Raw genomic sequence first — 26,380 nt, 5'->3', positions numbered from 1 at the left:
ATGTAGGATTAGATTAACTTTGCGTGTGAATTGTTAAAAAAGTCCATCGATTGTTAAAAATGAACTAGTTCTCTAGACGGATATAACAATCGTTGCTATCGTTTCTATTAGATGTGCTTCAAGCTGAAATTATTCGAATGAAATGAACGCTAAATTGAAAATTTTTTTCGGCTAGGAGCGAATGAATGATGAATATCGGACACAACTCGTGCAAAGTAACGATACTTGCAACGAGTGATTTACATGGGGCGGTTATGCCTTGGAGTTATGCAGATCATTCTTTACAGCACTCCGGACTTGCCAAGTTGGCAACTCTTATTCATAGCATTCGCAGTTCGAATCCAACTACCGTACTAATCGATAACGGGGACTTAATACAAGGCACGCCGTTATCTTATGTACATGCACGAATCGAACGTGAGTCTATACACCCGCTTGTAAAATGTATGAATGTTCTGCAGTATGATGCAGGTGTAATTGGCAATCATGAGTTTAATTATGGCTTGGATGTGCTGAAAGAAGTTGTGAAACAGTCGAGCTTTCCATGGTTATCTGCCAATACCGTTAATAAGAAAGATAATCGACCCTCTTTTGGGCCTCCTTATTTCGTAAAGACGCTTGCAAACGGCATACGCGTTGGTATTGTAGGGTTAACCACGCAATATGTGCCACATTGGGAACTGCCTTCTCATATTGAAGGATTGGAGTTCAAAGATGCAGTGGCAACAGCACATTATTGGGTTCAGTATTTGCGTGAACAAGAACAGGTTGATATTGTAGTAGCTTCCTATCATGGAGGATTTGAGCGGGATATGGTAACAGGTGAAATGACAGAGGAAGACACAGGAGAGAATCAAGGCTATCAACTATGTAAGCAGGTTAAAGGTATCGATGTATTGATAACAGGTCACCAGCATCGCAAGATAGCTGCAGAAGTGCATGGTGTAGCCGTTGTCCAACCTGGTGTACAGGGAAGCCATTTGGCTCAAATTGATCTTGAGCTGGAGCGTAGTTCTGAGGGATGGCGAGTCGTAGATAAACGGACCGAATTGCTTGGTGTTGAAGGGGTTTGTGCAGACTTGGATATCATTGAATTGATGCGTCCGTACGAGATAAAAACACAGCGATGGCTCGATAAGCCAATTGGCACGCTGAATGGCGATATGCGTATTTTGGATGCGATGCAAGCTCGTATCGAGGAGCATCCCTTTATTGAATTTATTCATGCTGTACAAATGCACTACGGGGGGACACGAATCTCTTGCACATCCTTATTTGATAATAATTCACCTGGATTTTCAACAAATATTACAATGCGTGAAGTTGTCTCCAATTACATTTATCCGAATACGTTAAGGGTCATCCGCATTACAGGGCAAAATATGAAAGATGCTCTTGAGCAGTCTGCACGTTATTTTAAACTAGCTGATGATGGGGAAATAACCGTAAATGATTCATTTTTATATCCGAAGTCTCAGCATTACAATTATGATATGTGGGAAGGTATTGAGTATGAGCTCAATATTTCAAAACCAGAGGGTCAACGGGTAACACGACTTTATGTTGACGGTGCTCCAGTCCAGATGGAAGCACATTATGATGTGGCGATGAACAACTATCGTGCTGGTGGTGGAGGTTCTTATCCCATGTTCGTAAATAAGCCGATTTTGAAAGATATTCCGACAGAAATGGCTGAGCTTATCGTTACTTATATTATGGAACGGGGAACCATCGAGGGTGGAGTGAACCATAACTGGTGTGTTGTAAATAAGGGGGTTGACACTACGGACAGGGCATGATATATTTGGTTCTGTCATTCCCTGATAGCTCAGTTGGTAGAGCACTCGACTGTTAATCGAGTTGTCACAGGTTCGAGTCCTGTTCGGGGAGCCATACGGAGAGATACCCAAGAGGCCGAAGGGGGCGCTTTGCTAAAGCGTTAGGGTGTTACAGCCGCGGGGGTTCGAATCCCCCTTTCTCCGCCATTTAACTTTTATACATTCGTACGCAGATCCCGCAAGGGATTTTTTGCGTTATAGGGCTTGTTTTTCATTATTGTGAAACTGCGATACATAGCCAGGACAGGAGATGATCTCCTGTCCTTTTTTTTGACTCGGGAAAGAGGTAATGAACGGTAGTGAGATGAGAGAAATGTGGTAGATGCAGATAAAGTGAAGTGCGTATCGTGCAGTTCCTATGCCATTTGGAAGAAAAGTTTGTAGATTACTTGTGCAAAAGGAAGTTGGAGTGCTAGCGGGTGCCTCTGGCATTTTAATGATCCTAATGTGCAGGTGTGGAGATACTCTCTTTTTTGCGAAGTGTTCTAAATTAGATTTAGCAAAGCATTTGTATAACACTTAATATCATGTACATACTACAGAAGAGACGATAATTTGCGTGGTTAATTAATGGTTAAAAAAGGATTTTAAAAAAGGCTTGTCAATTATATTGCTGTCTGATATAGTATTACTTGTCGCCAATGAGCGACGCGAAAGTTTGAAGTGAACAAGGCCCGTTGGTCAAGGGGTTAAGACACCTCCCTTTCACGGAGGTAACAGGGGTTCGAATCCCCTACGGGTCACCATTTTTCATGCAAGAGCCATTAGCTCAGTTGGTAGAGCACCTGACTTTTAATCAGGGTGTCGTAGGTTCGAGTCCTACATGGCTCACCAGTTTTCTTTTAAGCTGGTGAGATGGGGACACTTTATTTTATAAATGTGCGGTAGTGGTGGAACGGCAGACACGCTATCTTGAGGGGGTAGTGTCCAATGGACGTGCAGGTTCAAATCCTGTCTACCGCACCATAATTATTTCAGTAACAAGCCTTGGAATGTAAGGCTTTTTTGTTGTTTACTCTTATAATTCCTAAATGTCCAAGGTGGTTTTTTCCTTGCCTAACTTGAAGACTGCAGATAGATCTTTCTAGTGGGGACAAATTGGGACACAAATATAATTTGAAGAAGTATGTATGCTTGTGCCCCTTGCGTAAATAATTGTCTTGAATATCCAAGGTATTTTCAATGGATATTTCTATTCTTCATACACAACCGCTATCTCCTCACCATTACTTCGTAAATAATTAATATGAACATCTCCCCAATGACACATCAGATCTAGAACATTTGATAAAGATTTCCCATACTCCGTTAAGGAATACTCTACTTTTGGTGGTATTTGATTATAAATCGTACGAGTAATAATATTGTCTTCTTCGAGTTCACGCAGCTGCTGAGTGAGCATTTTTTGTGTAATATCGGGTATTAATCGTTTCAGTTCACTTGTTCGCTTTGTCCCACCTAAAAGAATACATAGAATGACGATTTTCCACTTGCCTCCGATAACATCAAGTGTAGCTTCAACTGCGAAATTATAGGTTTTCGTTTTCATGCAGTAACCTCCGAAATAATAATTGCGTCTTAATTTTATGCTTTCAATATAGATACTTTAAGGTACCTATAGCACTTTCAGGTTCGTATCGCACTTTAAAGTGCGTACTTAACAACTTGCTACGTGTAGCACATAATATCATCAAGGAAAGCCAAATGGAATATTTTTAATCATTTTGGTGACCAATCCATAAAAAGAGGAGTAGATACAAATGAAAACACTCGTAATTGTAACTCATCCTAACATAGAGAATTCTCGCATAAACAAGCGTTGGGCAGAAGAGCTTCGCAAGCACCCGGAACTGGTGACTGTTCACGAACTGTACAGCACATATCCCGATGGAAATATTGATGTAGAACGGGAGCAGAAGCTTATTGAAGCACATGACAGTATTGTTCTTCAATTTCCATTGTACTGGTACAGCTCTCCGCCTCTATTGAAACAATGGTTGGATGAGGTGTTCACGTATGCTTGGGCGTATGGCTCTACTGGGGATAAGCTTCGTAATAGAAAGTTAGGCCTTGCGATTTCATTGGGTGGAAAAGAATCGGATTTTGGTGAAGATGGAGTGATTCCGTTCACGATTAATGAGATCACAATACCGTTTCAAGCAACTAGTAATTATACAGGGATGAAATTCCTCCCTACCTTTACGGTGTATGGAGCGGAGTATCATTTGACGGATGAACAAATCGAGCAAAGTGCGATTGATTATGTAAAGTATGTTGAAGAACAAGTACATGTTAGTGAAACGGCGCGTGCATAACAGATAGAAGCTATATATCGTGAATCATATGAGCAGATTACAATATAAAGAGATCGACCTATCATAAATCATCGTTTGTATGAAAGCCAGTTTAGCACGGTTTCGAGCTAGACTGGTATTTTTTTATTATAAAAATAAAGAAACTTGGTAGGTACTATTGGACAAAGAAACTACAAAAATAGAACGTTGCAACTATTTTAAATGATGTCTTTCACTCCGATGTTATATTACAAAGGTTAATTTAACCTTTCACCCTATCATTTAACATTTGAGAGGAGAGTCATCCATGAAAAAAAATGTTTGGGCAGCACTCTGTGTCACCTCCTTATTAACGAGCCTTGCCGGTCCTATTGCATACGCTAATCAAGGATCAACAACAAACGCCTCTAGCTCCTTGTCTGAAATGGTGGCACAACCATCCGTCACAGATTCTGTCTACAGGGAGATTCGTATTTTTCAGGAGCGACTAGATGCACCTAATCGCTTAACTACCCGAAGCGCAATTCAAAATGAATCCTTAGCTCAAGATCTCGAGTTTCTTTACCGCGACTTATCTCATATTCCTACTCAGGCAGGCTCCCATACGGGGGGCGTTAGTGCTTTGAATGAGAATGCGTTTGTAGTGGCTGCTTCAATAAAAACGACCCCATTTATCGCGGGTGCACGCTTTGGCCAAGGCCGAGTCATTGTCGCAGGTGATGAAGATTTCATCAACCTCTCTCGCAATGACAGCAGCGATATGACGACCGTTACGCGCAATCTTTTATTATGGCTGACGGAGCAGGGGCAAGCACAAGCTGCGGCTGGCTCTACTACTCGCTACGCAGATGCGATTCAAGGAAAAGGGAAGTTGCGTATCTACTCTAAAGGAGCTGTACCTGTTCACCCTTCGCTTCCGATTCACAATGTAAGCGTAACGTCATGGACGGGGCAAGCATTAGATCCAACAATAACTCCAGTAGCTATCGTTAACGCAACCATCACCGATCAAGAAGCCTATGTGTTGGAGCAGTATGTGCGTGAGGGTGGCAATGTTGTTGTTGCATTAAAAGGCTGGGTCCTTCAAAGTTATCCGGAGTATTATATTCCAGACGTTCAGGGATCAGCCCAGCTTAGTACGCACTATCCTGTGCAAAGGCTGCTGAATACATTTGGCTTAAGCTTGCTTGATAACACAGCTGATTCAGATGGGGTGGGTTCGCCAAGACTTTCAGCAGATCAGTCCCGCAGTTATCAAATTAATCATCTATTAAGACAATTGAAAGCTGTAGAGGAAAATAGATTGTACGTGGAAGACCTTGCTGTTGGTGAACAAGCAGTCAGTGCTGAGGATAAGCTTGTGCTTGTATCCGATCTACTTCGCCTCACATTCACTTCGCTTACTGAACGTACGGAATTGCGCAACACATTGGAGCAAGAATCAGAGCGTCTGCAGCACCAAATCACCTTGCCGCTCTACAAAGTGAACAAGCCATACTCAAGTGCTATATTGTCCTATGCGTTTAATACGATATCTCTAGATACGAATCGGGATAAGTCGCCGTTAGCTGATCAGTTCCCAGGTAAAGTGGCAAGTGATGCACCGCGTGTGAACGATCAGCGCGTTACGGTGAATTTTGATTATTATGCAGCAGACGAGCTTCGCATGTATGCGGCTCCTGTCCCATGGGTTAGTACTGGTTTATACGCGCCTGCTGGCGAGGACATTATCATAGATGTGCCTGCGGGAACGCCATCATTAGAGGTTATGGTAGGTACCCATACAGATACGCTTTTAGGTAATGAAAGCTGGGAACGTGCGCCGATTGTTTCATTGAGACACACTTTACAGCCAGGGAAAAATCGAATCAACAGTCCTTATGGCGGACTGATTTATTTTATTCCAGCGCAATCTCAAACAGCGCAAGCGGATGTAACCGTTAATGGCGCAGTTCGTGCACCTTATTTCGACCTAGCGACGACGAGCGAAAAGGAATGGAGAGAGTCTATTCGATACTTAGGTGCGCCTTGGGCTGAACTTCGTGGCAAACGAATTTTGTTGACGGTTCCTGCCGATGAGATTCGCCACTTAGAGAATCCTGCCGAGTTGCTGCAAACGTGGGATAGCTTGCTTGATCAGTTCGATAAGCTAAACGGTACAGGGCAAAACAAGCCGCTTCCACACCGTGCCTATCACTTGCCTTTCCATCTTGTTGCCGATAAACAGATAAGCGGTGGCTACATGCATGCTGGGGCACCGATAATGTACCATATTGGCGTAGACTCACAAGATGCAGTCAGCATCGAAGGGCTAAAAAATAATTGGGGCTTCTGGCATGAAATCGGACACAACTATCAACAAGATCCTTGGACATGGAAGGACAACACAGAAGTTACGGTTAATATCTTTTCGCTGTATGCCCAACAATATTTCGGTAAGCCATCTCGTCTGCTTGAAAAAGACTACATTGGCAAATCAGCCTATGATTATGCTAATGCTTACATCGCGCTTCCTAATGGTTCCAAACGATATGGCGACTCGAAGCAGCTCGATCTCATCCCTCAGCTCGTTATGATCAAACAGCTGCAAATGGCATATGGCTGGGATTTCTACACGAAGCTGTTCACCGCATACCGTGAACTGCCGCAAGTGCAGCTGCCTGAAGATGAGCAGCAGGAAAAAGACTTGTTTGTCGTCATGGCATCGAAGCATAGTGGCACGAATTTGCTGCCGTTCTTTGAAAAATGGGGCTTCCCATTCACAGATGATGCTCGTGCACAGGTGAACGCGCTGCAGCTTCCTGCTTTGACAGAACAAATATGGCTGTACCGTGAAGATGTTCCTATTAAGCCAACGCCAAAGCCAGATACAGAAACATCAGGTGATGGAAATTCTGAAGTCGTGACGCCGTCCGTACCTGCATGGCAGCTGAATAAGGCATATGTAAAAGGTAATCGAGTGTCTTACGAAGGAGAAGTATATGAAGCAAAATGGTGGACACGTGGAGAATCTCCTGGAAAGAATATACGAAATGAATGGCAGTCGGCATGGAAATTGATTTAGTACCACAACGATCCGCGGGCTTGAAAGGCAGCGTGAATTTTCACTGAAGAAGGTGTCTGAGCTGCCCAGGAAGATAACGGGGAAAGGGCTCACGTGGAAGCCACTTCTTATCGTGACTCCTCCAAAGTCGAGTAAATAGCAATCAACGAATAACGCCGACTGTTCGCATAGAGGTTATGCGGGAGTCGGCGTTTCTTTGTTAAGCAGCTTGTGTGCTGCTGCTGGATTGATCGACAGCTTGTTTATCACCTTTGATGCCATTGAAGACAAGATTGAGTACAATAGCTGTAAATGTTCCTGCTACGATACCGTTGCCCGTGAGAATTTGCACCATCTCAGGCAGTTGAGCGAACATGGTTGGCACCGTTGTAACACCGAGTCCCATGCCGACGGAGCAGGCTATGATGAGTAAATTCTCATGGCGATTCAAGTCAACCTGAGAACCAAGCATACGTAAGCCGGATGAGACGACCATGCCGAACATGGCAACCATCGCGCCGCCAAGGACGGACTTCGGAATCAACGTTGTAATGGCAGCGATCTTCGGCACAAATCCGAGCAGGATTAGGAATATCCCCGCAACGACGATAACGTCACGTGTCTTCACGCGGCTCATTTGCAGCAGACCTACATTTTGTGAATAGGTCGTGTAAGGAAAAGCGTTGAATATACCGCCAAGCATAATGGCCAAGCCCTCTGCACGATAGCCACGAGCCAAGTCTTTGCTGGTCAGTTCACGTTCTGTTATTTTGCCTAGTGCAAGGAATACGCCTGTTGATTCAGCAACACTGACAACTGCGACGATAATCATCGTAATGATGGCAGTGGCATTAAATTCAGGCATCCCGAAGTAGAATGGCTTCACCATATGGAACCAACTTGCATCCTGTATTTCAGCGAAGTTGACTTTTCCCATTAGGACAGCAGCTATCGTTCCTGCCACAAGCCCAATAAGAATGGACACTGCGCGTAGAAATCCGGTCGACAGCTTGTTCATCAAGATGATGAACAGAAGTACCCCAAACCCAAGCATTAAATTTTCCCCGCTGCCGAAATCCGGAGAACCAACTCCTCCAGCTAGATCATTGAATGCGACTGGGATAAGTGTGACGCCGATAATCGTAACAACCGATCCTGTTACGATTGGTGGGAAGAAGCGGATAAGTTTGCCGAATACGCCGCTAAGTAAAATAATAAATAGTCCAGACGCAATAATCGCACCGTAAATATAACTAACGCCGAACTCTTTGCCTATTGCAATCATGGGCATAACGGCTTGGAAGGCGCAGCCAAGGACAACGGGTAGTCCGATGCCGAACCAGCCAAACTTCCATACTTGCAGCAAAGTAGCAACACCGCACATTAGTAGGTCAATTGCGACAAGGTAGGTCAATTGTTCCGGTGTAAATCCTAAAGCTCCACCTACAATGAGGGGCACGATAACCGCACCTGCATACATGGCTAGCACATGCTGTATGCCAAGAGAAATCGTTTTAGCTGGATGCCGGTGACGGGCAAATACTCGATCTTCTGTAGACATGAGGAACAATTCTCCTTTGGCGCTCTGCTAATTTTATATAATACTTCCTGTAACCATTCCTTATAACAATCTGGTTCTGCTAAGAACTAGAGTGGTAGAATGATTCCTCTTATTCCTCAATAAATTGAACGCTGCTATCGTTCAACGATGCGATGCGTGCTAGTGACTCTACGCGATAGCCGGCTTCAATTAACGTATGGCGTCCTGTTTGGAACGACTTCTCAATGACGATGCCGATACCCGCTACTTTAGCGCCTACTTGCTCCGTAATGCGTGCTAATCCTTGAGCAGCTTCACCCACCGCAAGGAAGTCATCAATAATTAAGACATTATCATCAGGGGACAAGTACTTGCGCGATACAGTAACATCATTCGTTACTTGCTTGGTAAACGAATGCACTCTCTCCACGATCAAATCATCGCGCAATGTGAGCGATTTTTGTTTGCGGGCGAATACAAGCGGAACATTTAAGGTCAGAGCCGTCATTAGAGCAGGTGCAATTCCTGAAGATTCGATAGTCAATACTTTCGTAATATGGTCTTCAGCAAAGCGGCGTGCAAATTCTTCGCCCATCTCTTTCATCAACTGAGGGTCCATTTGATGATTTAAAAAGGAATCGACTTTGAGTACCGTATCGCTGAGCACAATACCTTCGGATACAATTTTGTCTTTTAAACTTTTCATGCTGCGTTATCCTCCTCGTTGTGGACGTATCAATAACAAAAAGCCCGATAGCGCTGGCACGTATATGCCGGTCTATCGGGCTGCGGGAACTTTCAATCGTAGCATACAGATGAACAACCGAGTAATGGGATGACTATACGCCTTACGCGTACAGTTATCGGAACCATTCCTCTGCATGAAGTTCATCGTTGTACCTCGACATATGCGATGCAAATGTCATGAAAGTTTAACCCCGTAGTCCGATCATTTACGGTGACCAGGTAGAGACATGCAGGCCAATTCCTGCACATATACGTGAGTTTAACAATATATTGTTCGGGTTTTTCGTGATATACAAGTTCAAACAGGGCTCTTTTATCAATCCTGTTCATTTAATTATGTAAAAGTATACTGCAAATAAAGGGATGAGGAAAGAGTACATTTTCAGGAAGAAGTGTACAGCTTCCAATCTTTTTAAATCGAAGAAATATGATACAGTAGTAAAGCTGAGTAATAATAGATATGGGTGCATATTCATTAGGGCAAATATAGATATAGAAAATAACAATAGAACAATGAAATGGAGATAGGAGTTCAGGAGAGGAGCTTACTAATGGTTGATATGTCCACGCAACGTGCAAAAGCAGCGCATTCGCAAGTGAATCGAGCGGAACGTTTTCGCACCATGCAGTTTCGCTATTTGTGTGTTTACATGTTTATGATTTACACGCCAGCCGCCGCGATACAATCATTCTTTCCATTATATTATCGAGATTCGGGTTATACGGATGCGATGTATGGACTGCAAAATGCACTGCTTCCTATTGTAGGGATGATAGGGAGTTTCTTGTTTGGCCTAATCAGCGACAAGCGATCGCGAATTAAATCGATTTTAATGACGATTATGCTATTGCTGATGGTGGTCATTTACTTTATTTTTCACGTTTCATCGTTGTGGCTTATGATGGGGCTTGTGCTGTTGTTTCAATTTTTATGGGCGCCGGTGTCGTCTTTGACTGATAGTATGGTTATGCTCTCGGCTAGGCGTCTGAATCAGACGTTTGCAACGATACGCGGCTTCGGGGCAGCGGGATTCGCTGTTGCGGCTGGAATCATTGGCTGGATATTGGACTTGCTTCCCGGTGAGTCAACGATGGGATGGATTGTCATTGGCTTAATTGGATGCACTTGGCTAACGCTTTGCTTGATTCGAGATCCTCGATCTCCTCAATATGTACATAGCGAACAAGAGAAAAAATCGGAGAAGGAGCAGGAAATTGGACAAGGTACAGCAAAAGAAGAAGTACGTATCCTCGATCTTGCTCCTTATATCATGACACCAAGGTTTATGTTCTTTATTGCTGCGATGATCGTTTATCAGATGACATTTTCATTTAACGATCAATATTTTGGATTTCTTATACGTGAGCTGAATGGTACTTCCGTTCATATAGGCTTAGGATGGATGCTGCCAGCGGCAGTTGAGGTAGCCATTTTTCTTTATCTTGGACGAAGTCGTCATCGGTTACGTCCATTGCCTATGCTTGCAATTTCAGCTGTTATTTTCTCTATTCGATCATTCATTTTAGCTTGGACGGATTCGCTGGTCGTAGTTATGCTGTTGCAAGCTGTGCAAGGGATCGCGATTGCTTTCTTCTTTATTTATGTAGCGGAATATATGATGGAAACGATACCGGATAAGTTTCGTGCCAGCGGTCAGGCAGTGCTGCAGATGATCATGAGTATTGGTGCAGCGGTAACAGGGAGTGTTATTGGGGCGTATTTGTATCATCACTATGGTTTGGAGGGCTTGTTTGTTACAGGCGGATGGTTGCTTATGATCTCGATTGGCATTTTCCTATGGGCCGAACGGCTAGAGCGTGCTTATGTTGCTAAATGATCTGGTTGAAATAAGATAAGGAGTGTGGTAAACGATGAATGAAAGTAATCAAAGTGCGTATTCGATTCGCAAGCATACATTAGAATGGAGCCGCGAGCATTTGACTCTACGAGGTATCGTCACCATGCCAGTAACCGATCATTTCGTTCCTGCCATTATATTCGGTCATGGATTCACGGGACATAAGGCGGAAGCTAACTTCATGTTCAAGCGGTTGAGCGATGAATTGGCCAAGTGGGGCTATGCGACCATTCGATTCGATTTCGCAGGCAGTGGTGAAAGCGATGGCGAGTTCGTAGACATGACCGTTTCTACGGAAGTGCAGGACATGCTGGCGGTATGGGATGCCGTTCAGGTAATGGAAGGAATTGATCCGAAGCGGGTTAGTTTGCTTGGGTTTAGTCTTGGCGGAGTTGTTTCACTGTTAGCAGCCGAACAGCTTGGTGACGAGTTGGAGCACTTGCTGCTGTTGTGTCCAGCTGTTGGTTTTCAAGACTTACTTGCGCGTGAATTGCAAGGCGAGAAATTGCATCATCTGCTGCAGCAAGGATGGGTGGAATTGCATGGACAGCAGATCAGTCAGAACTTCTTTGATGACCGTGCTGCACTACGTGTCCACGATGCTGCTGCACAAATTTGTACACCTACGCTTATCGTGCATGGTACAAATGATAGTGTAGTACCGCCTTATTTATCTCATAGGCTGCATAACCATTTAAGTGAATCGCGCCTCATATGGATTGATCGAGCTGATCATGTGTTTAGTCAATCCGAGCATGCTGTACTGCTTTTGGACGAGATCATCCGTTTTTTACAGTCAGAAGCAAGTTAGCTATAATTTGTCCATAGAAACTTTAATTTGTCTACTTTTAGCACAGGTAAATATTAGGGCAAAATAATAGGTGGGGTTGCTGAATGTTAATTCAGCACTGTCTTATTTCCGGCAGGACAGGTGACCTACTCAAATGTGTGTTAACACGTTCGTATCCCCCGATATCGAATGAAGAAACACACGGCAGCGAAAGCGCATTTGTTGAGGAGCAAATGCGCTTTTTTGCATATTTATTTCAAAATAATCGAGCATATATTTACGACGATGTCGAGATCATGCATGAAATTCATATGAATGTATTTACAATAATCGTATAAATCATAGATATTAAGCAGAGGATGTTGTATAAAGAAATATAGAAATATATGAAATACAGAAATGGAAAAGGAGTGGCAGAGATTATGGAGTACACTGCTATTAAAAAAGAATTCAAACACGTAGGATATCATCCTGGTCGATATTTGCATATTGCTGATGTGACTACTCGTGTTGTTGATTTTGACCATAAAGAGATCGAACGTGTCGATCAAGTCGTCATTGGTTCTGATGAGCCTATTACTACACAACAGGTTGGTGAGGAGGCTCGTAGTAAATTAGTCGAAGAGCATCCTGATTTTCAATTTTACCGTGAGGTAGAAGTTGCTGAAGTGAATATGGTAGAAGCCTTTGATCGTGAACTAGCCGCGCAATCCTAGTACAAAAGACATACGATGAACACCTTGTCCAGCTGAAATAATGGACAAGGTTGGCGATCTGGATTGCGAATATATAATGCTTGTATACATACATTTATTGCTAAGAAAAACCGATATATAGTGCAAGAGAATCATTGCAGATATCGATAACGACATAGTTGGATAGGAACCTATACATAGTTAAGGGAGATGTAACACTATGAAATTCGTTTCCATGTTGCGACGAATGATGCAGGGCATTAAGCTTAGGCCGCGTGCCTCTTATGCGAAATATCGTCCCTCAAGGTCTGTAGGAACTAGGCTTTTTCTCATGTTTGTCATCAGTATTATTGTATTCGTAAGTTCAGTCGGCATTGTATCATACTATGTTTCCAGACAGGCTATTGAGCAAAAAGTGTCTGAAACGAGCTACCAGACAATTACGCAAGCGGTAGAAAAAATGGATGTCGTTCTCAATACGTATTCCAAAATGAGTATGCAGATTATGGTTGATCCTAACTTAACAGATTGGATTAAGACCTATTTGTCTGCACCTCCGCATTCCTACGATCAAGTTTCTGCTATGAACAATATTCGCGAAACGCTGCAAGGTTATACAGCGGGTCATGATGCACTTGAGGATATTTACTTGATTCCTGTTGGAACTAATGACAAAGCATTCTCTACGGAAACGACGGTGCAGCTGTCGGATGAGGTCAAAAATTCAGCCTGGATGCAGCAAGTCGTGAAAAATCAGGGTCGAGCGGTTTGGTCAGATACGCTGCTAACAGGTGTAAACAAATCTCATGAGCCGACAATTGTTGTTTCTCGCTTGATGACGGATTTATTCGCGAAGCAGCAGAAGTTTGTCGTTGTTGTTGAGATACATATGCAATCGCTTGCTGAAATGTTCAATACGATTAATATGGGTGAAGGCACGAGCGTATCGCTTGTGAATCGCAATGGACAATTTATTTATCATCCGGACGCGGCATTGGTAACAAAGCCTGCTCCAGAATGGATCGTACCAGCAGACAAAGAGCAAGAGAAGTGGTCGGGCACGGAACATGTTCTTTCTAGCGACAACACGGATGTACTGAAGGTATATCATGAGTCGAAGGAGAACAAATGGACAGCTATTGGAACGATTCCAGTGGATGTGCTGGTTGAAGATGCAGAGGTCATTCTCATCGTCACCTTCGTCAGTATTATCGTAGCTGCTATATTTGCAATGGTTATTGGCTTCGCTGCTACACGTATGATTGCTTCACCGCTCACTGTGCTGCGCAACTTGATGAGTCGAGCGGCAGACGGCCAGCTTACCGTTCGTGCAACTGTAAACTCCAAAGATGAGATCGGTGAGCTTTCCGGTGGATTCAATCAAATGATGGAACAGATTACACAGCTCATGAAGCGAACGGACAGCAGCGCTCGTCATGTATTGGATACCGCTCAGCAGTTGACGAATGCATCCAAGAGCACTGGGATTGCCGCTGAAGAAATTGCATTAGCTACGGAAGAAATTGCGAAAGGGGCGTTGAGTCTAGCCTCTGAAGCAGAACGTGGACATGATCTCACGCAACAGATGGCAGCGCAAACACAGCTCGTCGTTCATGCGAATGAGAAGATGGAGCAGTCTGCAAGCCTTGTGCAACAATCGAGTCGACTGGGTACATCTTATATGTCCTCACTTAAGGAACGTACGGATGCGGTAGAAGATACGATCCGTTTGTTGACGAATCGAGTGAATGAATTAAGCAGCAGTACTGCATCGATACGCAATGTGTTGAAGGTGCTTCAAGATATGACGAAGCAAACGAATATATTATCATTGAATGCAACGATTGAGGCAGCTCGTGCAGGTGCGGCGGGCCGAGGCTTTAGAGTTGTAGCGGATGAAATTCATAACTTGGCGGACCAGTCTAGACAATCTATAAATATGGTTGCGGATATTACACAGCGGATTGAACAAGAGATGAAGGACACTGTTGAAACGCTGCATGAAGCATTTCCAACATTCCAGTTGCAGAAGGAAGCGGTTCAAGAAACGGATGAAATCTTCAAGCAAGTGGGTCAACGCATGACGGATATGAATGTGCATTTAGATGAAGTGGGTCAATCTGTTGAAGAACTCCATCGTGTACAAAGCGTAATCGTTGATGCGATGAGCAATGTAAGTGCTGTATCGGAAGAGTCTTCTGCTACGTCTGAAGAAGTGGCATCACTTAGTCAGGAGCAGCTTAACGTATCCAAGCAGCTGATCGGCTTGTCGAACCAGCTTGAATCGGTATCCAATGAGCTGCAGCAGTCATTGTCGCAATTCCAGTATCATTCAGACGAAGATCAGGTTTGCCATCTTTAATAATAAGGTGATGAGTGAAATGCAAATCAGCCCGGAAGCTCCTATAGGAGAACCGGGCTGTTTTTTATTTATAGAGTTGATTGAAATGGTTAGCCTGCGAAGAACAATCCGGCAATTGCAGCACTAATTAAGTTGGCCAATGTTCCGCCAAGCACGGCTTTCATTCCTAGCTTTGTTATCTGTGTTCTACGATCCGGTGCCATTGAGGAGAGACCGCTAATTTGGATCGCGATAGAGCTTAGGTTAGCGAAGCCGCATAAGGCAAAGCTCGTAATCATTAACGTGCGAGCGGAGATTTGATCAATTATTTTTCCGAGCTCAGAAAATGCAACGAACTCGTTAACGACAACTTTTTGCCCAATTAAGCTGCCTGCTATAGAAGCCTCTGACCATGGAATACCAATTAAGTAGGCGATAGGCGAGAAAATCCATCCTAATATACTGTGTAGTGTAAGATTTGCTAAGCCAAACCAACCCCCGATTCCACTAAGCAGGCCATTTAACAATGCTATTAATCCAATAAAAGCAATTAAAGTAGCGCCGACAGCCAATGCGATGTGAAGTCCTTCAACCGCGCCGGCGGCAGCTGCATCAATGACATTAGCGGTTTTTTCATTCACACTTTCTTCTTGTTTTTCATGATGATGATAAGCCTCTGTTTCAGGGATAAGCAGCTTAGACACTAATATGCCTGCTGGAGCTGACATGAAACTGGCTGCGATTAGGTACTCTAAAGGAACCCCCATCAAAGCGTAGCCCGCCAAGACCGAGCCTGATACAGAAGCCATTCCGCCAGTCATAACGGTAAATAACTCAGATCGAGTCATACTACTTAAATAAGGTTTCACAAGCAACGGTGCTTCGACCATACCGACAAAAATGTTGGCCGTAGCGGATAACGACTCAGGCTTGCTCGTACCAAGCGCTTTGCTTAAGCCCCCGCCGATAATGCGAATAATCCATTGCATGATGCCTAAATAGTACAGCACTGCAATAAGTGAAGAAAAGAAGATGACAATCGTAAGTACTTGGAAAGCAAAAATGAAACCTTGGCCCGCTGGCGGTATCGCGCTGCCGAATACAAATGCAATCCCTTCATTGGCATATGCAATTACTTGGGAAACCCCATTGGATACAGCCTTAAGTACGTTTCTTCCAGCTGTCCATTTCAACACAATAAACCCGAACAGCATCTGGATCGCAAGCGCGATCAGAACAGGACGCCAATGAATTCGATTGCGATTTTCCGAGCATAAAAAACCGATTAGTAATAGCCCTGCGATTCCGATTAATCCCCATACGTTCATGCCTGACAACCTTTCTGCCAATAAGCGTTATAGTTCATAGCCCTTTTGTCATGCTTAATAGGTCTTTCATGTGCTCAGTTGAGCTTTTATTGGTCTCAGCTAGTATTTGGGGAAGTTGGTTTGCTTATGCATCAAGAGCAACGTGACAAAAGTGTAAGGAACTTGAAAGGGAAATCAACGGCATTAAGTTTCCATATTTCGTATGCTGGATGCAACAAGGCTGAAACGAAGCAATTCCAACAATTATGTAGTAGGGGTTGATTACGGATGGCATCCGAACTATTAACGGTTAAACATGTAGAAAAAACGTATGAGGGCAGAGTATCTACGCAGGTGCTCCGCAACACCAATTTAACGATACAAGAGGGAGAATTTGTAGGTATTATGGGGCCTTCTGGTTCAGGGAAAACAACCTTTCTCAATATTATTTCTACGATTGATTCTCCAACTAGCGGGGAAGTGCTTATTCATGGTATGAATCCACACCAGCTTAAAAAGGAAAAGTTGGCTGTATTTCGCCGTCGTGAGCTCGGTTTTGTATTTCAACACTTTAACTTGCTTCATACTTTAACGGTTCAAGAAAATATTATGCTTCCGCTGACGCTTGAAGGCGTAAGCATTCGTAAAATGAAGCAGGATGCGCAAGCATTGGCTGAGAGACTAGGCATTGCATCCATTTTGGATAAGCGTACTTATGAAATATCTGGTGGGCAAATGCAGCGAACGGCGATTGCTCGCGCGATCATTCATCGTCCTAGACTATTGTTGGCAGACGAGCCGACAGGCAACTTGGATTCCAAAGCTTCACGTGACGTGATGGAGACATTAGACAACATTAACAAGAAAGATGGTACGACGATGATGATGGTAACCCATGATGCCTATGCAGCGAGCTACTGTGATCGAGTTGTCTTTATGAAAGATGGAGGCTTCTATAATGAGATTTCGGGGGGCGGCAACCGGAATGTATTTTTCCAGCACATTATGGATGAGTTAGCGTCGCTTGGAGGTGACGAGCGTGAATTTTCGACAGTTCGCGTTTAATAATGTGTTTCGCAATAAACGTACGTACGCCGCTTATTTTTTAAGCAGTTCTTTTTCGGTAATGATTTTCTTCATTTATTCAGTTATTGCTTCCCATCCTGCGATGAAAGACGGGATTTCTCACATGTTGCCTATTCTGGCGATGGGGATAGCGAAATGGATTGTGTACGTGTTCTCGTTCTTCTTTATCCTTTATTCCGTAGGGGCATTTTTGAAGGCGAGACAGCATGAATTTGGCGTGTTGATGATACATGGCATGTCACCGCGTCAATTGAATCGACTTATTTTTTTAGAAAATATGATTATCGGATTCGGTGCAATTGTGACAGGTATCGGTTCAGGGCTGCTTCTTGCTAAAGTAGGCTTTGTGATAGGAGGAAGCGCAATAGGCATTGAGCTGCCTTATCATATTTCTATGTCGGCGTTGGTCATGACAGCTGGTTCATTTGTTGTCTTGTTTTTCGTGATATCATTTTTAACGCAGTTTATGGTGAGCAAGAGTAAGGTGCAGCAGCTGCTGCAAGGGACGAACAAGCCTAAGCCAGAGCCGAAGGCATCTCTACTATTATCGTTGTTGGCGGTGCTGTTACTCGTTGCTTCTTATGTGTTGTCATATATGGCGACCGCAGGTACGATCGGTTATCTCATGCTTCCAGTTGTACTGATGACAATTATCGGATCGTATTTTTTGTTCACGCAGTTAAGTGTGTTCCTTGTTCATCTGTTAAAACGCAATGACAGACTGTTTTTATACAAAACGAATATGCTGACCATTTCTGATCTTGCCTATCGGATGAAGGACAATGCACGTATGTTCTTCATGGTCTGCATTGTGTCTACCGTTGCTTTTTGCGCAGTTGGCACATTGGCTTCGTTCGCGGTAATTGAGGATGAGCTCGTGCAGTCACATGTTTATGACTTGAATTATGTGAGCAAGCAAGGCAATCAGATGGAGCAGACTCATCTTACAGAGATTGAATCTTTGCTTAAAATGAAAGGGATCGAGTACAGGAAGAACGACTATGAATATTTAACTGTGAAGCCTAAAGAAGGCAGAGCTCAATGGACGGTGTTTGCAGAATCTGTTTACAATAAAGCCGCGGGTGATTTACGTCGTCCGAGTGTATCGGTAACAGATGAGCAAGCGCTGCTTATTCCTTATTTGAAGGATAGCGTTCAATTCAAACTTCCTTTCGAATCAGAGACGGTGCATGTAGCTAACCATTCAATTAAGCTAACGACAACGGACAAAGTAGAAGGTCCTATTACGAATCAAGGCTTAATTGGAGATGCGCTCATTGTGTCGGATGAGATGTACAAGAAATTGTCCGAGCATGCGAAAAAGGGAGTTATTTACGGGTACAAAACGATAGATTGGGAGCAGACAGTTGGAGTTGGCGCAGGGATTGAACAAGACTATAACAATGCTATAAAAGCAAACGGATCAAAGTCGAGGGAGATTACATTTGAATTCAGCTCGTTAGCCACATCTGTCGCGGTTCAGCGGCAAATGTTCAGCATTATGATGTTCTCGGCACTGCTTGTTGGTGCGGTATTCTTTATTGCCTCAGGCAGCTTCTTGTATTTCCGATTGTACACGGACTTGGAGCAGGATAAGGAACGTTACAAGGCTATTGGGAAGATTGGTTTAACCGATCGAGAGCTTAGTAAAATTGCAACGACACAATTGTTGCTGTTGTTCTTTATTCCGATCATTGTGGCTGTTGTCCATAGTGCGTTCGCGTTTACGGCGCTGCAAAGCATTATTAATCTATCTATCGTCGGTCAGACTGTCAAAGTGTTGGCGGGATTCACGATTGCTCAGGTTATTTATTTCTTCGTTATTCGCTGGCGCTATATGATCCATTTGCGTGAGGCAGTGAGATAGTAGAATGAGGAAAATTATCGCTTCAATCATCTATAAGTCAATGAGTTGTTTGGGATTGCTAATAGGATTCTAACTTAGTAGAAAAGGTCGAGTTCGGGTAGTGGTGCATTTCCTTGAGCTTGGCTTTTTCTTGATCTCTGAATCGGAAGATTATGATTTCTATTAAAATTCATATTATACACAATAATCCCTTGAAATGGTAGACAAAAAATTTTTTATATTAAAAAGAAAATAGTGGAAACTGAGTTGTTTTTATGTATAATAATAAGTGTAATACATTATCTATTAAGGGGAGGAATTTTATAATGAAACGTTTATCTATCTCAATCCTATCGGTAGCAATGTTACTATCACTTGGAGCAGCTTCTGCATTTGCTGCACCGGCGGCTCCAGTACAGGCTACGAAGGTTGACAATGTGATCCAACAAGTAGGTAGTTTGTATATGTACTGGACAGCTAAACCAGGAACTCATTATTACAGATTGGTTTTGAGAAATCTAAATGATAATCATCTCTATATTAACAATGATATTCTTCCTTCTACTCAGACCGGTTATTCCTCTGTAGGGCTTCCGTATGGTCCTTATAGAGTATGGATTGGAGCTTATACGAGTACTGGCCAGTTTCTTGGGGGCGAAGAGAAAATAATTACACTTAACGGTCATCAATCAGTTGCTCTGAACCCTTAAATTTTCCTTCACCATGAAGGTCAGCTCACCAAGTACTTACCTCTTAGCTGACAGACACATTCCCAACACGAATATTTCATAATAACAAGGGTAGTGTCGTTTAGACACTACCCTTTGCTATTGAAGTGAATTTTATTCGTCTCACAAAATTATTCCATTTATAACTTAACTTATTTCTTTGTTTTAAATTACATAAATAGGTAATATAGGTGAGTATACCATTTGATTCTTATAAATCCCAGATATAAAGCTCCAAGAATTGTAACTTGGATTACGGATAGCAAAATAAGACCTTGATGTCTATTGGTGTTATAAACAAAAAGAGCCCGCAGGATAAAGAGCATTAAAAAAGTACCATTCCTACGGGCTACTATACTATGTCTTACTCTTGAGTGGACTTCTTACGGAACAATAATTGATCTACACCGTAACCGACATGTTCTGCAAAAATAAAGTAAATCGCCAATGCAAGCAATGCCAAATCTAACTCATATCCATTAGGTCCAATCAATCCACCAGGAAGCTTAACCGTAACAATAGCGCCGATCATAATAGCCACATAGCCAATAGATATAAATCGAGTCAATAAGCCTACGATCATAGCGATACCACCAAGTAATTCGATAAGAGCGACGACATAAGCAAGTGTACCCGGCAAGCCAATGCTCTCGAACCAACCAGCTGTATTTCCTAGTCCCATTTGAAGTTTATCAAGACCGTGCATCGTAAAAATAACTCCTAAAATAACACGCATAATTGTTGCGACTACATTCGTTCTTATTGTAGCATTCATTTTATTACATCCTCTCAGAATTTATATTGTTGTAGATATAATTTCGTTATTACAAAACTTCTATGCAAAAAAATAGGCGAAAGCCATTTATACACCTCTTTTTGTTTTGTTATATAAATAATAATTCACTAACGTGAACAAATCATAACAAAGATAATTTGATGAGTCAATTATTTTTTTAGTATAATGAAACTAATATCTTTAGAAGTGAACAAAAGGGGAGACTAAAGTGGATATTGGCGCTTCGATTCGGGCAATACGAAAACAGCGGAAGATTACAATCTCGCAGTTATGCGAAGGCACGGGATTATCAAAAGGATTTATTAGTAATGTGGAAAACAACAAAACATCTCCCTCTATTGCAACATTAGAGAGCATCGCAACCTTTTTGAATGTGCCCCTTCCTTACTTGTTGCTAAAAAATGAACAGCGCATGCATGTGGTCCGCAAAGATGAGCGTCAACAGACGACATCAGGAAGTGATAATTTGAAAGTAGAGCATCTTTCTGCAAAGGGTGGATTGCGAATGATGATTTGTGAGGTGCCACCAGGGGCTACGACTGGGACAAATATGCACGCTGGGGAAGAGTGTCATTTCGTCCTGAAAGGTAAAATCGTTGCGGAGCAAGCAGAGGATATGGAAGTGCTGGAGGCTGGAGATTCATTCAGTTGGAATGCGAGTGTTCCGCATAAAGTGACGAATACAGGTGAGGAATCGGCACTCGTCTTAATTTCTGTATATAAAGATATTAGTTTTGAAGATATTCAATAGCTTGGGAGCAGAGGTACGCCATTGCGCGCGTGATTGAGTTTGAATGACTCAGTCATGAGAAAATAAACGGTATCAAACCATACCTTTAGCTACTAAATAGAAAGACCTTCCTTTCTAGAGTGGAGTGACTAGTTGTCCACACACTGCTATAAAAGGAGAGGTCTTTTTGTCGTATGATGAAATATTTAGCTTTGAGATTGTTGGAGTTTTGCTGGTGCTATCCTTGTCAAACTAGTTTGATGAAGCGCGGAAGCCTGCTGCCTCAGCGTCTTCCACCGTGCAGAACATCATTTCTGCCTTCGTTTGTTCATAGTAGCGTCCATCTGGCAGATGATAAATCTTATCCTTATTTTTGTTGATATTCCCTTTTATCGTTGGAGTCTGACAATTGCCTTGAGTGGAAGTGTTTGTTTTATTTATATTGTTGTCAGTTAATGAATTAGATTCTTTGTTCTTAAATCGTTGTCCGGATGATGGCTTTGCCTTTGATGATTGCCATAGACCCTGGTTGTTGTTCCTTGCTTCACGTTCTAATTTTGTGAATGTTTTGGAATATAGTATATTGGGCGTTATCGTCATTGTGTTGGCATAACCTTCACGAATAAGTCGTTCATTGAACATTTCGTCATCATTTTCAATAAAAATGTATCGAAGCAGCCTGCCATACTTGTCTGTATTGCCGGCATCTTGGAACATGTAGACGGTGCTTCCTGTTAATTGCTTATTCGTATATTCCTTTGCTTCTTGCCCGTAATACTGTACTTTGCCGTGGGTTTCAGGTGTATTGACCCCGATAAGTCTTACTTTATCTCCCTCGCTCGTGACAAATGTATCGCCATCCACGATGCGTTTTACTTTTGTCTTCGTAAAAGGTTGGTTGCTTAGTTCAGGGTACTGTGCAACGATGCTTTTGTGGAAAGCATCATTGGATGCTGTGCCTGTATTTGTGCAACCTTGTGTGATGAGCATAATACTGAGGAGAATGGCAAACCCAAGAAAAAGGTGCTTTTGGTTACTTAATTTAGTTATGTAAGACTTGGGTGATGCAGTTGTTTCATTGTTAAGCTGTTTAATCATGATGTGTATCGCTCCTTCTCGTACTAGTATGCCGATTGGAGTATAGGAATGCAACAATGGAGGACTTGCTTTAAGTGGAGTTTATTTACATAAAAAACCTTGTTAATATTAGCCATATGTGTTATGTTGGTTTTAACTTCAAATGGTGAACGGAAGAACCGTCACGAGGTATTGCATTTGCGATACTTTGTGGCGGTTTTTTTGTGTTCTATTGGTGTCTATTTATAAATTACGTGGCAAGGTTGAGCGGAACTGGATGACTAGTAATAAGGAGAGGCGGCGGATGCGATGCGTCGATTGAAGCAAGATTGGGTTGTAGCACTTCCAGACAAGCAACTGGTGGAACGGTTAATCGATTACTGGAAGCATAGCAAATACAGCGAAGTGCTGCAGTTGCGAGTATTTTCACAGTGGGACACACTTTGGCAGTATGTGAAGCTTCAGCCAGAGTGCAGATTGTTTGTTGTCGATGTCGATTGGCTGAATCAGCTTGAAACTGATGTGGAGACTTCACACATTATATCCAAGTTAAATATATTCGTCCTGACTGATGATCCAGCATCACTACAACGTGAGGGAGTTTCGTCAGCTACACCTTACCAACCCTTGGATAAGCTGTTCGAGCAAGGGCTGCGACAAGGATCGGCGGTATATGAGGGAGGAGCTCAGTATGGCAGCGACAGTCAGGATGTCAATCAAGTACAACGCATTGCGTCGAGTGGTACTTGCAAAGTTGTAACTATTTGCTCTAGTGGTGGCGGAATTGGCAAGACGACATTAGCTTTTCAGATTGCTCATTATGCAGCGGAACTTGGCAAGAAAGTGTTTTATTGGAGCTTGTCATCTCATGCGGAATGGGATTTGTTTACCCTGTCATCAGACAAGAACCGTATTTCTATGCCTACTAATAGTTTTTCCCAATTGCTTTACTGTTTGCAGCGTATGCGTACATCAGACATGGATCCTTCTACTTATACAGTTCCTATTCCTATCCTGAGGGCGGATACATTCGAAGCTAATATTCCACAAGCCGAATGGGATGCATTGACAGCCGAGCGTATTGAGCAAGTGATTGATTGGCTTAAGAGTTCGAAGCGATATGACATCATTGTGTTGGATGTTGATGCTAATCTTACGCGCAATAAATCGGCAATAGAGAAGAGTGATCAACTGCTGTGGGTAGTCGCTGATGATATGGTGCAAATGAATAAAATGGAGCGTTGTTTTAATTACTGGCAAGCGGAATCTCCTTCTTGTTATGAGCAATTGCTTATAAAAGGAAAGATCATTGTTAATCGGTATATGGGTGTGATGCTTAATCGATGGCAACGCAATGACCTTTCAGTTGATTGTTATTTGCCTTACATTCCTCAGTGGAAACAGCTTCATCGTCCTGAACAGTGGTTTAGTTCAGCTGTGTACCAAGCTGCCTTGGAAGAACTGATTCATACTCACCTGCCTTGGCTTTCGAGGCGCGAATGGACGAATGCTATATGAGTCGTTTTCCTTTTCGCTCTAAGCGAGATGAGAACCGTGAGGCAGCAGAGATTGTTGATATGCACGGTGGATCTGAACAAGTTGAAGAATTACGTGATTCGGAGCATTTGTATGCCATAGTTCGTGAACGGGTTCGAGAGCAGATGGAGTGGGATGAGGAGCTCGAAGATGAACAATTACAGGTTCGAATCGAGCAGGCTCTATTTACACTTCCAGAGATGAAACGACTTACCTCTCAAGAGATGAATTCGATTGTGATGCGTGTTTTTCACAGCTTTCGTGGGTTAGATGCATTGCAACCGTTAGTTGATGATCCTTTAGTAACAGAAATTATGATTAATGGTCATCAGGAAATATTTATTGAGCGGGATGGAAGAATGGAACAACTGGATATGGAGTTTGAGAACCGTGAGAAACTTGAAGACATTATTCAAGCGATTGTATCTCAAGTCAATCGCGTCGTAAATGAATCTTCGCCGATTGTGGACGCACGGTTATCGGATGGGTCGCGGGTGCATGTTGTACTTCCGCCAATAGCACTCAAAGGTCCAACCGTTACGATTCGTAAATTTCCTACCCAGCCTATGACTATGGACGATTTAGTAAGGAGGGGTGCGATTACAGCAGAAGCGTCAGAACTCTTGAAGACACTTGTGCAGGCAAAGTACAACATTTTTATTAGTGGAGGAACGGGTTCAGGAAAGACGACATTTTTAAATGCATTGTCGCAATATATTCCCTCAAGTGAACGGGTTATTACCATAGAAGATGCAGCAGAGCTACAAATTATAACGGTTCCGAATCTAGTTGGTCTGGAGACGCGAAATGCCAATACGGAGGGAAAAGGCGCTATTCCAATGCGTGATCTTATTCGGGCTTCATTACGGATGAGACCCAATCGAGTTGTTGTCGGTGAAGTCCGAGGTGCTGAAGCTCTTGATATGCTGCAGGCTATGAATACTGGTCATGACGGCAGCTTATCAACTGGTCATGCGAACAGTGCACGCGATATGATGAGCCGCTTGGAAACGATGGTGCTGAGTGGAGCGAGCCTTCCTTTGCCTGTTATAAGACAGCAAATTTCCTCCGCCCTTGATATTGTCGTGCATCTTGCTCGTGTTCGAGATGGTTCGCGTAAAGTGCTTGAGATTTCGGAGGTGATTGGTATGGAAGGAGGTGAGATTGTGCTCTTTCCGCTATACACATTTGATGAGGAAGGCGAAGTAGATGGAGTTGTGCATGGCAAATTAGCTTGCAAGGGAACTTTGCAAGAACGCTGGAAGCTGCAAATGGCCGGATTACGTTGCCCTAATGAGGAGGGGGGATGATGCAAAGCGAACCCAAAAAACGTTTTTCTATGAAAAAATCCAACGAACAGGGATTGCCAGATTACACGGTATATCAACAGTCTGTTGGAGAATATGCTTTTGGACTAGTTGTAGGTATAGGTTGTATGTCATTTGTAGGCTATTTATTCTATCAGCACGTAATAGGAATCATTATTTTTGGTGCTCTTGGCTTATATTACCCGCGAATTCGATGTCGTGGACTCATTGAGCGCCGCCGGGCACAATTGACACTTCAGTTTAAGCAGGCACTTCATTCTATATCTTCTTCACTGTCTGCGGGGAGATCGATCGAAAACGCTCTGAAAGAAGCATCGCATGATTTAAAGATGCTATATCCAGGTGTCGAAGTTGATATGATGCGGGAACTTCGTATTATACGAGCTAGGATGGAAAATGGGGTGCCTATGGAAAAGGCCATGATGGATTTTAGCCATCGTGCTAATCAGGATGATATTTCGAACTTTGTCGATGTTATCGTGACTTGCAAACGATTGGGCGGTGACCTTGTAGAAGTTGTACGAAGAACATCTACCGTTATAAGCGAGAAGATGGATATTGTACAAGAGATTGAGGTGCTCATAGCCCAGAAACGGCTGGAAATGAAAGCAATGATGGTGGCTCCCTTTTTCTTTATTGCATTTATTAACTTTAGCTCACCAGATTTTATGGCTCCTTTATATGAAGGCGGCGGAAGAATTCTTGCAACGGTCTCATTAGCTTTGCTCTTTGTAGGAATATGGCTTCTAAAGAAAATGATGAACATTCGAGTATAACTCGTTCGTTACCGAGTAGGGCG

General features: G+C 43.0%; 20 protein-coding genes, 5 tRNA genes and 1 riboswitch. Of the genes, 19 read left to right on the top strand and 6 right to left on the bottom strand.

All coding sequences use genetic code 11. The annotated features are described in order from the left end of the window. Positions 1-188 precede the first annotated feature (188 nt). The 6 genes from NQ117_RS09985 (at position 189) to NQ117_RS09960 (ending at position 2,804) form a co-directional block, all read left to right on the top strand. Positions 189-1,799, top strand: coding sequence for a bifunctional metallophosphatase/5'-nucleotidase (locus NQ117_RS09985; protein WP_258278222.1), 1,611 nt, complete (start codon positions 189-191; stop codon positions 1,797-1,799). An 18-nt stretch (positions 1,800-1,817) separates the two neighbouring features. Next, positions 1,818-1,893 (top strand) — tRNA-Asn (locus NQ117_RS09980). Positions 1,894-1,896: 3 nt separating this feature from the next. Further along, positions 1,897-1,985: transfer RNA gene (locus tag NQ117_RS09975), tRNA-Ser, on the top strand. Between the two features lie 524 nt (positions 1,986-2,509). Next, a tRNA-Glu gene (locus tag NQ117_RS09970) sits at positions 2,510-2,584 on the top strand. Positions 2,585-2,596: 12 nt separating this feature from the next. Next, positions 2,597-2,672: transfer RNA gene (locus NQ117_RS09965), tRNA-Lys, on the top strand. Between the two features lie 47 nt (positions 2,673-2,719). Then, positions 2,720-2,804: transfer RNA gene (locus tag NQ117_RS09960), tRNA-Leu, on the top strand. A gap of 226 nt (positions 2,805-3,030) precedes the next feature. Here NQ117_RS09960 and NQ117_RS09955 read toward each other — a convergent pair. Beyond that, on the bottom strand, positions 3,031-3,387 hold the full coding sequence (locus NQ117_RS09955; RefSeq protein ID WP_258277795.1) for a winged helix-turn-helix transcriptional regulator: 357 nt from the start codon (positions 3,385-3,387) through the stop codon (positions 3,031-3,033). Between the two features lie 211 nt (positions 3,388-3,598). On the opposite strand from NQ117_RS09955, the gene NQ117_RS09950 reads away from it, so the two are divergent. Both NQ117_RS09950 and NQ117_RS09945 read left to right on the top strand, forming a co-directional pair. Then, positions 3,599-4,153 (top strand): NAD(P)H-dependent oxidoreductase, encoded by a 555-nt coding sequence (locus tag NQ117_RS09950; RefSeq protein ID WP_258277794.1) that lies wholly within the window; start codon positions 3,599-3,601, stop codon positions 4,151-4,153. A gap of 286 nt (positions 4,154-4,439) precedes the next feature. Further along, complete coding sequence (locus NQ117_RS09945) at positions 4,440-7,196, top strand: M60 family metallopeptidase (RefSeq protein ID WP_258277793.1); 2,757 nt, start codon at positions 4,440-4,442, stop codon at positions 7,194-7,196. 199 nt (positions 7,197-7,395) lie between these two features. Here the strand turns inward: NQ117_RS09945 and NQ117_RS09940 are convergent, their stop codons facing one another. Beyond that, positions 7,396-8,736: a nucleobase:cation symporter-2 family protein gene (locus tag NQ117_RS09940; RefSeq protein WP_258277792.1), complete on the bottom strand. Its 1,341-nt coding sequence runs from the start codon at positions 8,734-8,736 to the stop codon at positions 7,396-7,398. A gap of 109 nt (positions 8,737-8,845) precedes the next feature. Then, positions 8,846-9,421 (bottom strand): xanthine phosphoribosyltransferase, encoded by a 576-nt coding sequence (locus NQ117_RS09935; protein WP_258277791.1) that lies wholly within the window; start codon positions 9,419-9,421, stop codon positions 8,846-8,848. Positions 9,422-9,636: 215 nt separating this feature from the next. Continuing rightward, positions 9,637-9,737: riboswitch (purine riboswitch) on the bottom strand. Between the two features lie 276 nt (positions 9,738-10,013). Between NQ117_RS09935 and NQ117_RS09930 the strand changes: the two genes are divergently transcribed. From NQ117_RS09930 to NQ117_RS09915, 4 genes are all read left to right on the top strand, one after another. Beyond that, positions 10,014-11,300, top strand: coding sequence for an MFS transporter (locus NQ117_RS09930; protein WP_258277790.1), 1,287 nt, complete (start codon positions 10,014-10,016; stop codon positions 11,298-11,300). A gap of 34 nt (positions 11,301-11,334) precedes the next feature. Next, positions 11,335-12,132: an alpha/beta hydrolase gene (locus tag NQ117_RS09925; protein WP_258277789.1), complete on the top strand. Its 798-nt coding sequence runs from the start codon at positions 11,335-11,337 to the stop codon at positions 12,130-12,132. Positions 12,133-12,533: 401 nt separating this feature from the next. Continuing rightward, positions 12,534-12,827, top strand: a complete 294-nt coding sequence (locus NQ117_RS09920) for a hypothetical protein (protein ID WP_258277788.1) — start codon at positions 12,534-12,536, stop codon at positions 12,825-12,827. A gap of 199 nt (positions 12,828-13,026) precedes the next feature. Beyond that, complete coding sequence (locus NQ117_RS09915; RefSeq protein WP_258277787.1) at positions 13,027-15,168, top strand: methyl-accepting chemotaxis protein; 2,142 nt, start codon at positions 13,027-13,029, stop codon at positions 15,166-15,168. An 89-nt stretch (positions 15,169-15,257) separates the two neighbouring features. Here NQ117_RS09915 and NQ117_RS09910 read toward each other — a convergent pair whose 3' ends face one another. Then, complete coding sequence (locus NQ117_RS09910; protein ID WP_258277786.1) at positions 15,258-16,475, bottom strand: NupC/NupG family nucleoside CNT transporter; 1,218 nt, start codon at positions 16,473-16,475, stop codon at positions 15,258-15,260. A gap of 267 nt (positions 16,476-16,742) precedes the next feature. Here NQ117_RS09910 and NQ117_RS09905 point away from each other — a divergent pair, with 267 nt between their 5' ends. The 3 genes from NQ117_RS09905 (at position 16,743) to NQ117_RS09895 (ending at position 20,096) form a co-directional block, all read left to right on the top strand. Further along, positions 16,743-17,519 carry an ABC transporter ATP-binding protein gene (locus NQ117_RS09905; RefSeq protein WP_258277785.1) on the top strand — a complete coding sequence of 259 codons (777 nt, stop codon included), beginning with the start codon at positions 16,743-16,745 and terminating at the stop codon, positions 17,517-17,519. Then, the gene (locus tag NQ117_RS09900; RefSeq protein ID WP_258277784.1) at positions 17,494-19,407 is read left to right on the top strand and encodes an FtsX-like permease family protein; all 1,914 of its coding nucleotides are present in this window, start codon (positions 17,494-17,496) and stop codon (positions 19,405-19,407) included. The genes NQ117_RS09905 and NQ117_RS09900 overlap by 26 nt, the downstream gene beginning before the upstream one ends. A 305-nt stretch (positions 19,408-19,712) precedes the next feature. Further along, positions 19,713-20,096, top strand: a complete 384-nt coding sequence (locus tag NQ117_RS09895) for a hypothetical protein (RefSeq protein ID WP_258277783.1) — start codon at positions 19,713-19,715, stop codon at positions 20,094-20,096. Between the two features lie 382 nt (positions 20,097-20,478). Here NQ117_RS09895 and NQ117_RS09890 read toward each other — a convergent pair whose 3' ends face one another. Continuing rightward, positions 20,479-20,889, bottom strand: a complete 411-nt coding sequence (locus tag NQ117_RS09890; RefSeq protein ID WP_258277782.1) for a DoxX family protein — start codon at positions 20,887-20,889, stop codon at positions 20,479-20,481. Positions 20,890-21,118: 229 nt separating this feature from the next. Between NQ117_RS09890 and NQ117_RS09885 the strand changes: the two genes are divergently transcribed. Beyond that, a complete protein-coding gene (locus NQ117_RS09885; protein WP_144986915.1) occupies positions 21,119-21,661 on the top strand; it encodes a helix-turn-helix domain-containing protein in 543 nt (180 codons plus the stop codon). Between the two features lie 231 nt (positions 21,662-21,892). Here NQ117_RS09885 and NQ117_RS09880 read toward each other — a convergent pair whose 3' ends face one another. Next, positions 21,893-22,738 (bottom strand): thermonuclease family protein, encoded by an 846-nt coding sequence (locus NQ117_RS09880; protein ID WP_258277781.1) that lies wholly within the window; start codon positions 22,736-22,738, stop codon positions 21,893-21,895. A gap of 288 nt (positions 22,739-23,026) precedes the next feature. Between NQ117_RS09880 and NQ117_RS09875 the strand changes: the two genes are divergently transcribed. From NQ117_RS09875 to NQ117_RS09865, 3 genes are read left to right on the top strand one after another with little or no spacing between them, the layout of a single operon-like run. Further along, positions 23,027-24,235 carry a P-loop NTPase family protein gene (locus NQ117_RS09875; protein WP_258277780.1) on the top strand — a complete coding sequence of 403 codons (1,209 nt, stop codon included), beginning with the start codon at positions 23,027-23,029 and terminating at the stop codon, positions 24,233-24,235. A 59-nt stretch (positions 24,236-24,294) separates the two neighbouring features. Continuing rightward, positions 24,295-25,563: a TadA family conjugal transfer-associated ATPase gene (locus tag NQ117_RS09870; protein WP_375163057.1), complete on the top strand. Its 1,269-nt coding sequence runs from the start codon at positions 24,295-24,297 to the stop codon at positions 25,561-25,563. After that, positions 25,560-26,357, top strand: a complete 798-nt coding sequence (locus NQ117_RS09865; RefSeq protein ID WP_258277779.1) for a type II secretion system F family protein — start codon at positions 25,560-25,562, stop codon at positions 26,355-26,357. The genes NQ117_RS09870 and NQ117_RS09865 overlap by 4 nt, the downstream gene beginning before the upstream one ends. The last annotated feature ends 23 nt before the right edge of the window (positions 26,358-26,380 follow it).

The organism is Paenibacillus sp. SC116 (assembly GCF_024733555.1).
GTDB lineage: Bacteria > Bacillota > Bacilli > Paenibacillales > Paenibacillaceae > Paenibacillus_B.
This window is presented reverse-complemented; position numbering and strand designations above follow the sequence as displayed.

Coding starts and splice junctions, on each gene's coding strand:
- NQ117_RS09985 (WP_258278222.1), top strand. CDS start 189: ATGAATATCGGACACAACTCGTGCAAAGTAACGATACTTGCAACGAGT.
- NQ117_RS09955 (WP_258277795.1), bottom strand. CDS start 3,387: ATGAAAACGAAAACCTATAATTTCGCAGTTGAAGCTACACTTGATGTT.
- NQ117_RS09950 (WP_258277794.1), top strand. CDS start 3,599: ATGAAAACACTCGTAATTGTAACTCATCCTAACATAGAGAATTCTCGC.
- NQ117_RS09945 (WP_258277793.1), top strand. CDS start 4,440: ATGAAAAAAAATGTTTGGGCAGCACTCTGTGTCACCTCCTTATTAACG.
- NQ117_RS09940 (WP_258277792.1), bottom strand. CDS start 8,736: ATGTCTACAGAAGATCGAGTATTTGCCCGTCACCGGCATCCAGCTAAA.
- NQ117_RS09935 (WP_258277791.1), bottom strand. CDS start 9,421: ATGAAAAGTTTAAAAGACAAAATTGTATCCGAAGGTATTGTGCTCAGC.
- NQ117_RS09930 (WP_258277790.1), top strand. CDS start 10,014: ATGGTTGATATGTCCACGCAACGTGCAAAAGCAGCGCATTCGCAAGTG.
- NQ117_RS09925 (WP_258277789.1), top strand. CDS start 11,335: ATGAATGAAAGTAATCAAAGTGCGTATTCGATTCGCAAGCATACATTA.
- NQ117_RS09920 (WP_258277788.1), top strand. CDS start 12,534: ATGGAGTACACTGCTATTAAAAAAGAATTCAAACACGTAGGATATCAT.
- NQ117_RS09915 (WP_258277787.1), top strand. CDS start 13,027: ATGAAATTCGTTTCCATGTTGCGACGAATGATGCAGGGCATTAAGCTT.
- NQ117_RS09910 (WP_258277786.1), bottom strand. CDS start 16,475: ATGAACGTATGGGGATTAATCGGAATCGCAGGGCTATTACTAATCGGT.
- NQ117_RS09905 (WP_258277785.1), top strand. CDS start 16,743: ATGGCATCCGAACTATTAACGGTTAAACATGTAGAAAAAACGTATGAG.
- NQ117_RS09895 (WP_258277783.1), top strand. CDS start 19,713: ATGAAACGTTTATCTATCTCAATCCTATCGGTAGCAATGTTACTATCA.
- NQ117_RS09890 (WP_258277782.1), bottom strand. CDS start 20,889: ATGAATGCTACAATAAGAACGAATGTAGTCGCAACAATTATGCGTGTT.
- NQ117_RS09880 (WP_258277781.1), bottom strand. CDS start 22,738: ATGATTAAACAGCTTAACAATGAAACAACTGCATCACCCAAGTCTTAC.
- NQ117_RS09875 (WP_258277780.1), top strand. CDS start 23,027: ATGCGTCGATTGAAGCAAGATTGGGTTGTAGCACTTCCAGACAAGCAA.
- NQ117_RS09870 (WP_375163057.1), top strand. CDS start 24,295: ATGCACGGTGGATCTGAACAAGTTGAAGAATTACGTGATTCGGAGCAT.
- NQ117_RS09865 (WP_258277779.1), top strand. CDS start 25,560: ATGATGCAAAGCGAACCCAAAAAACGTTTTTCTATGAAAAAATCCAAC.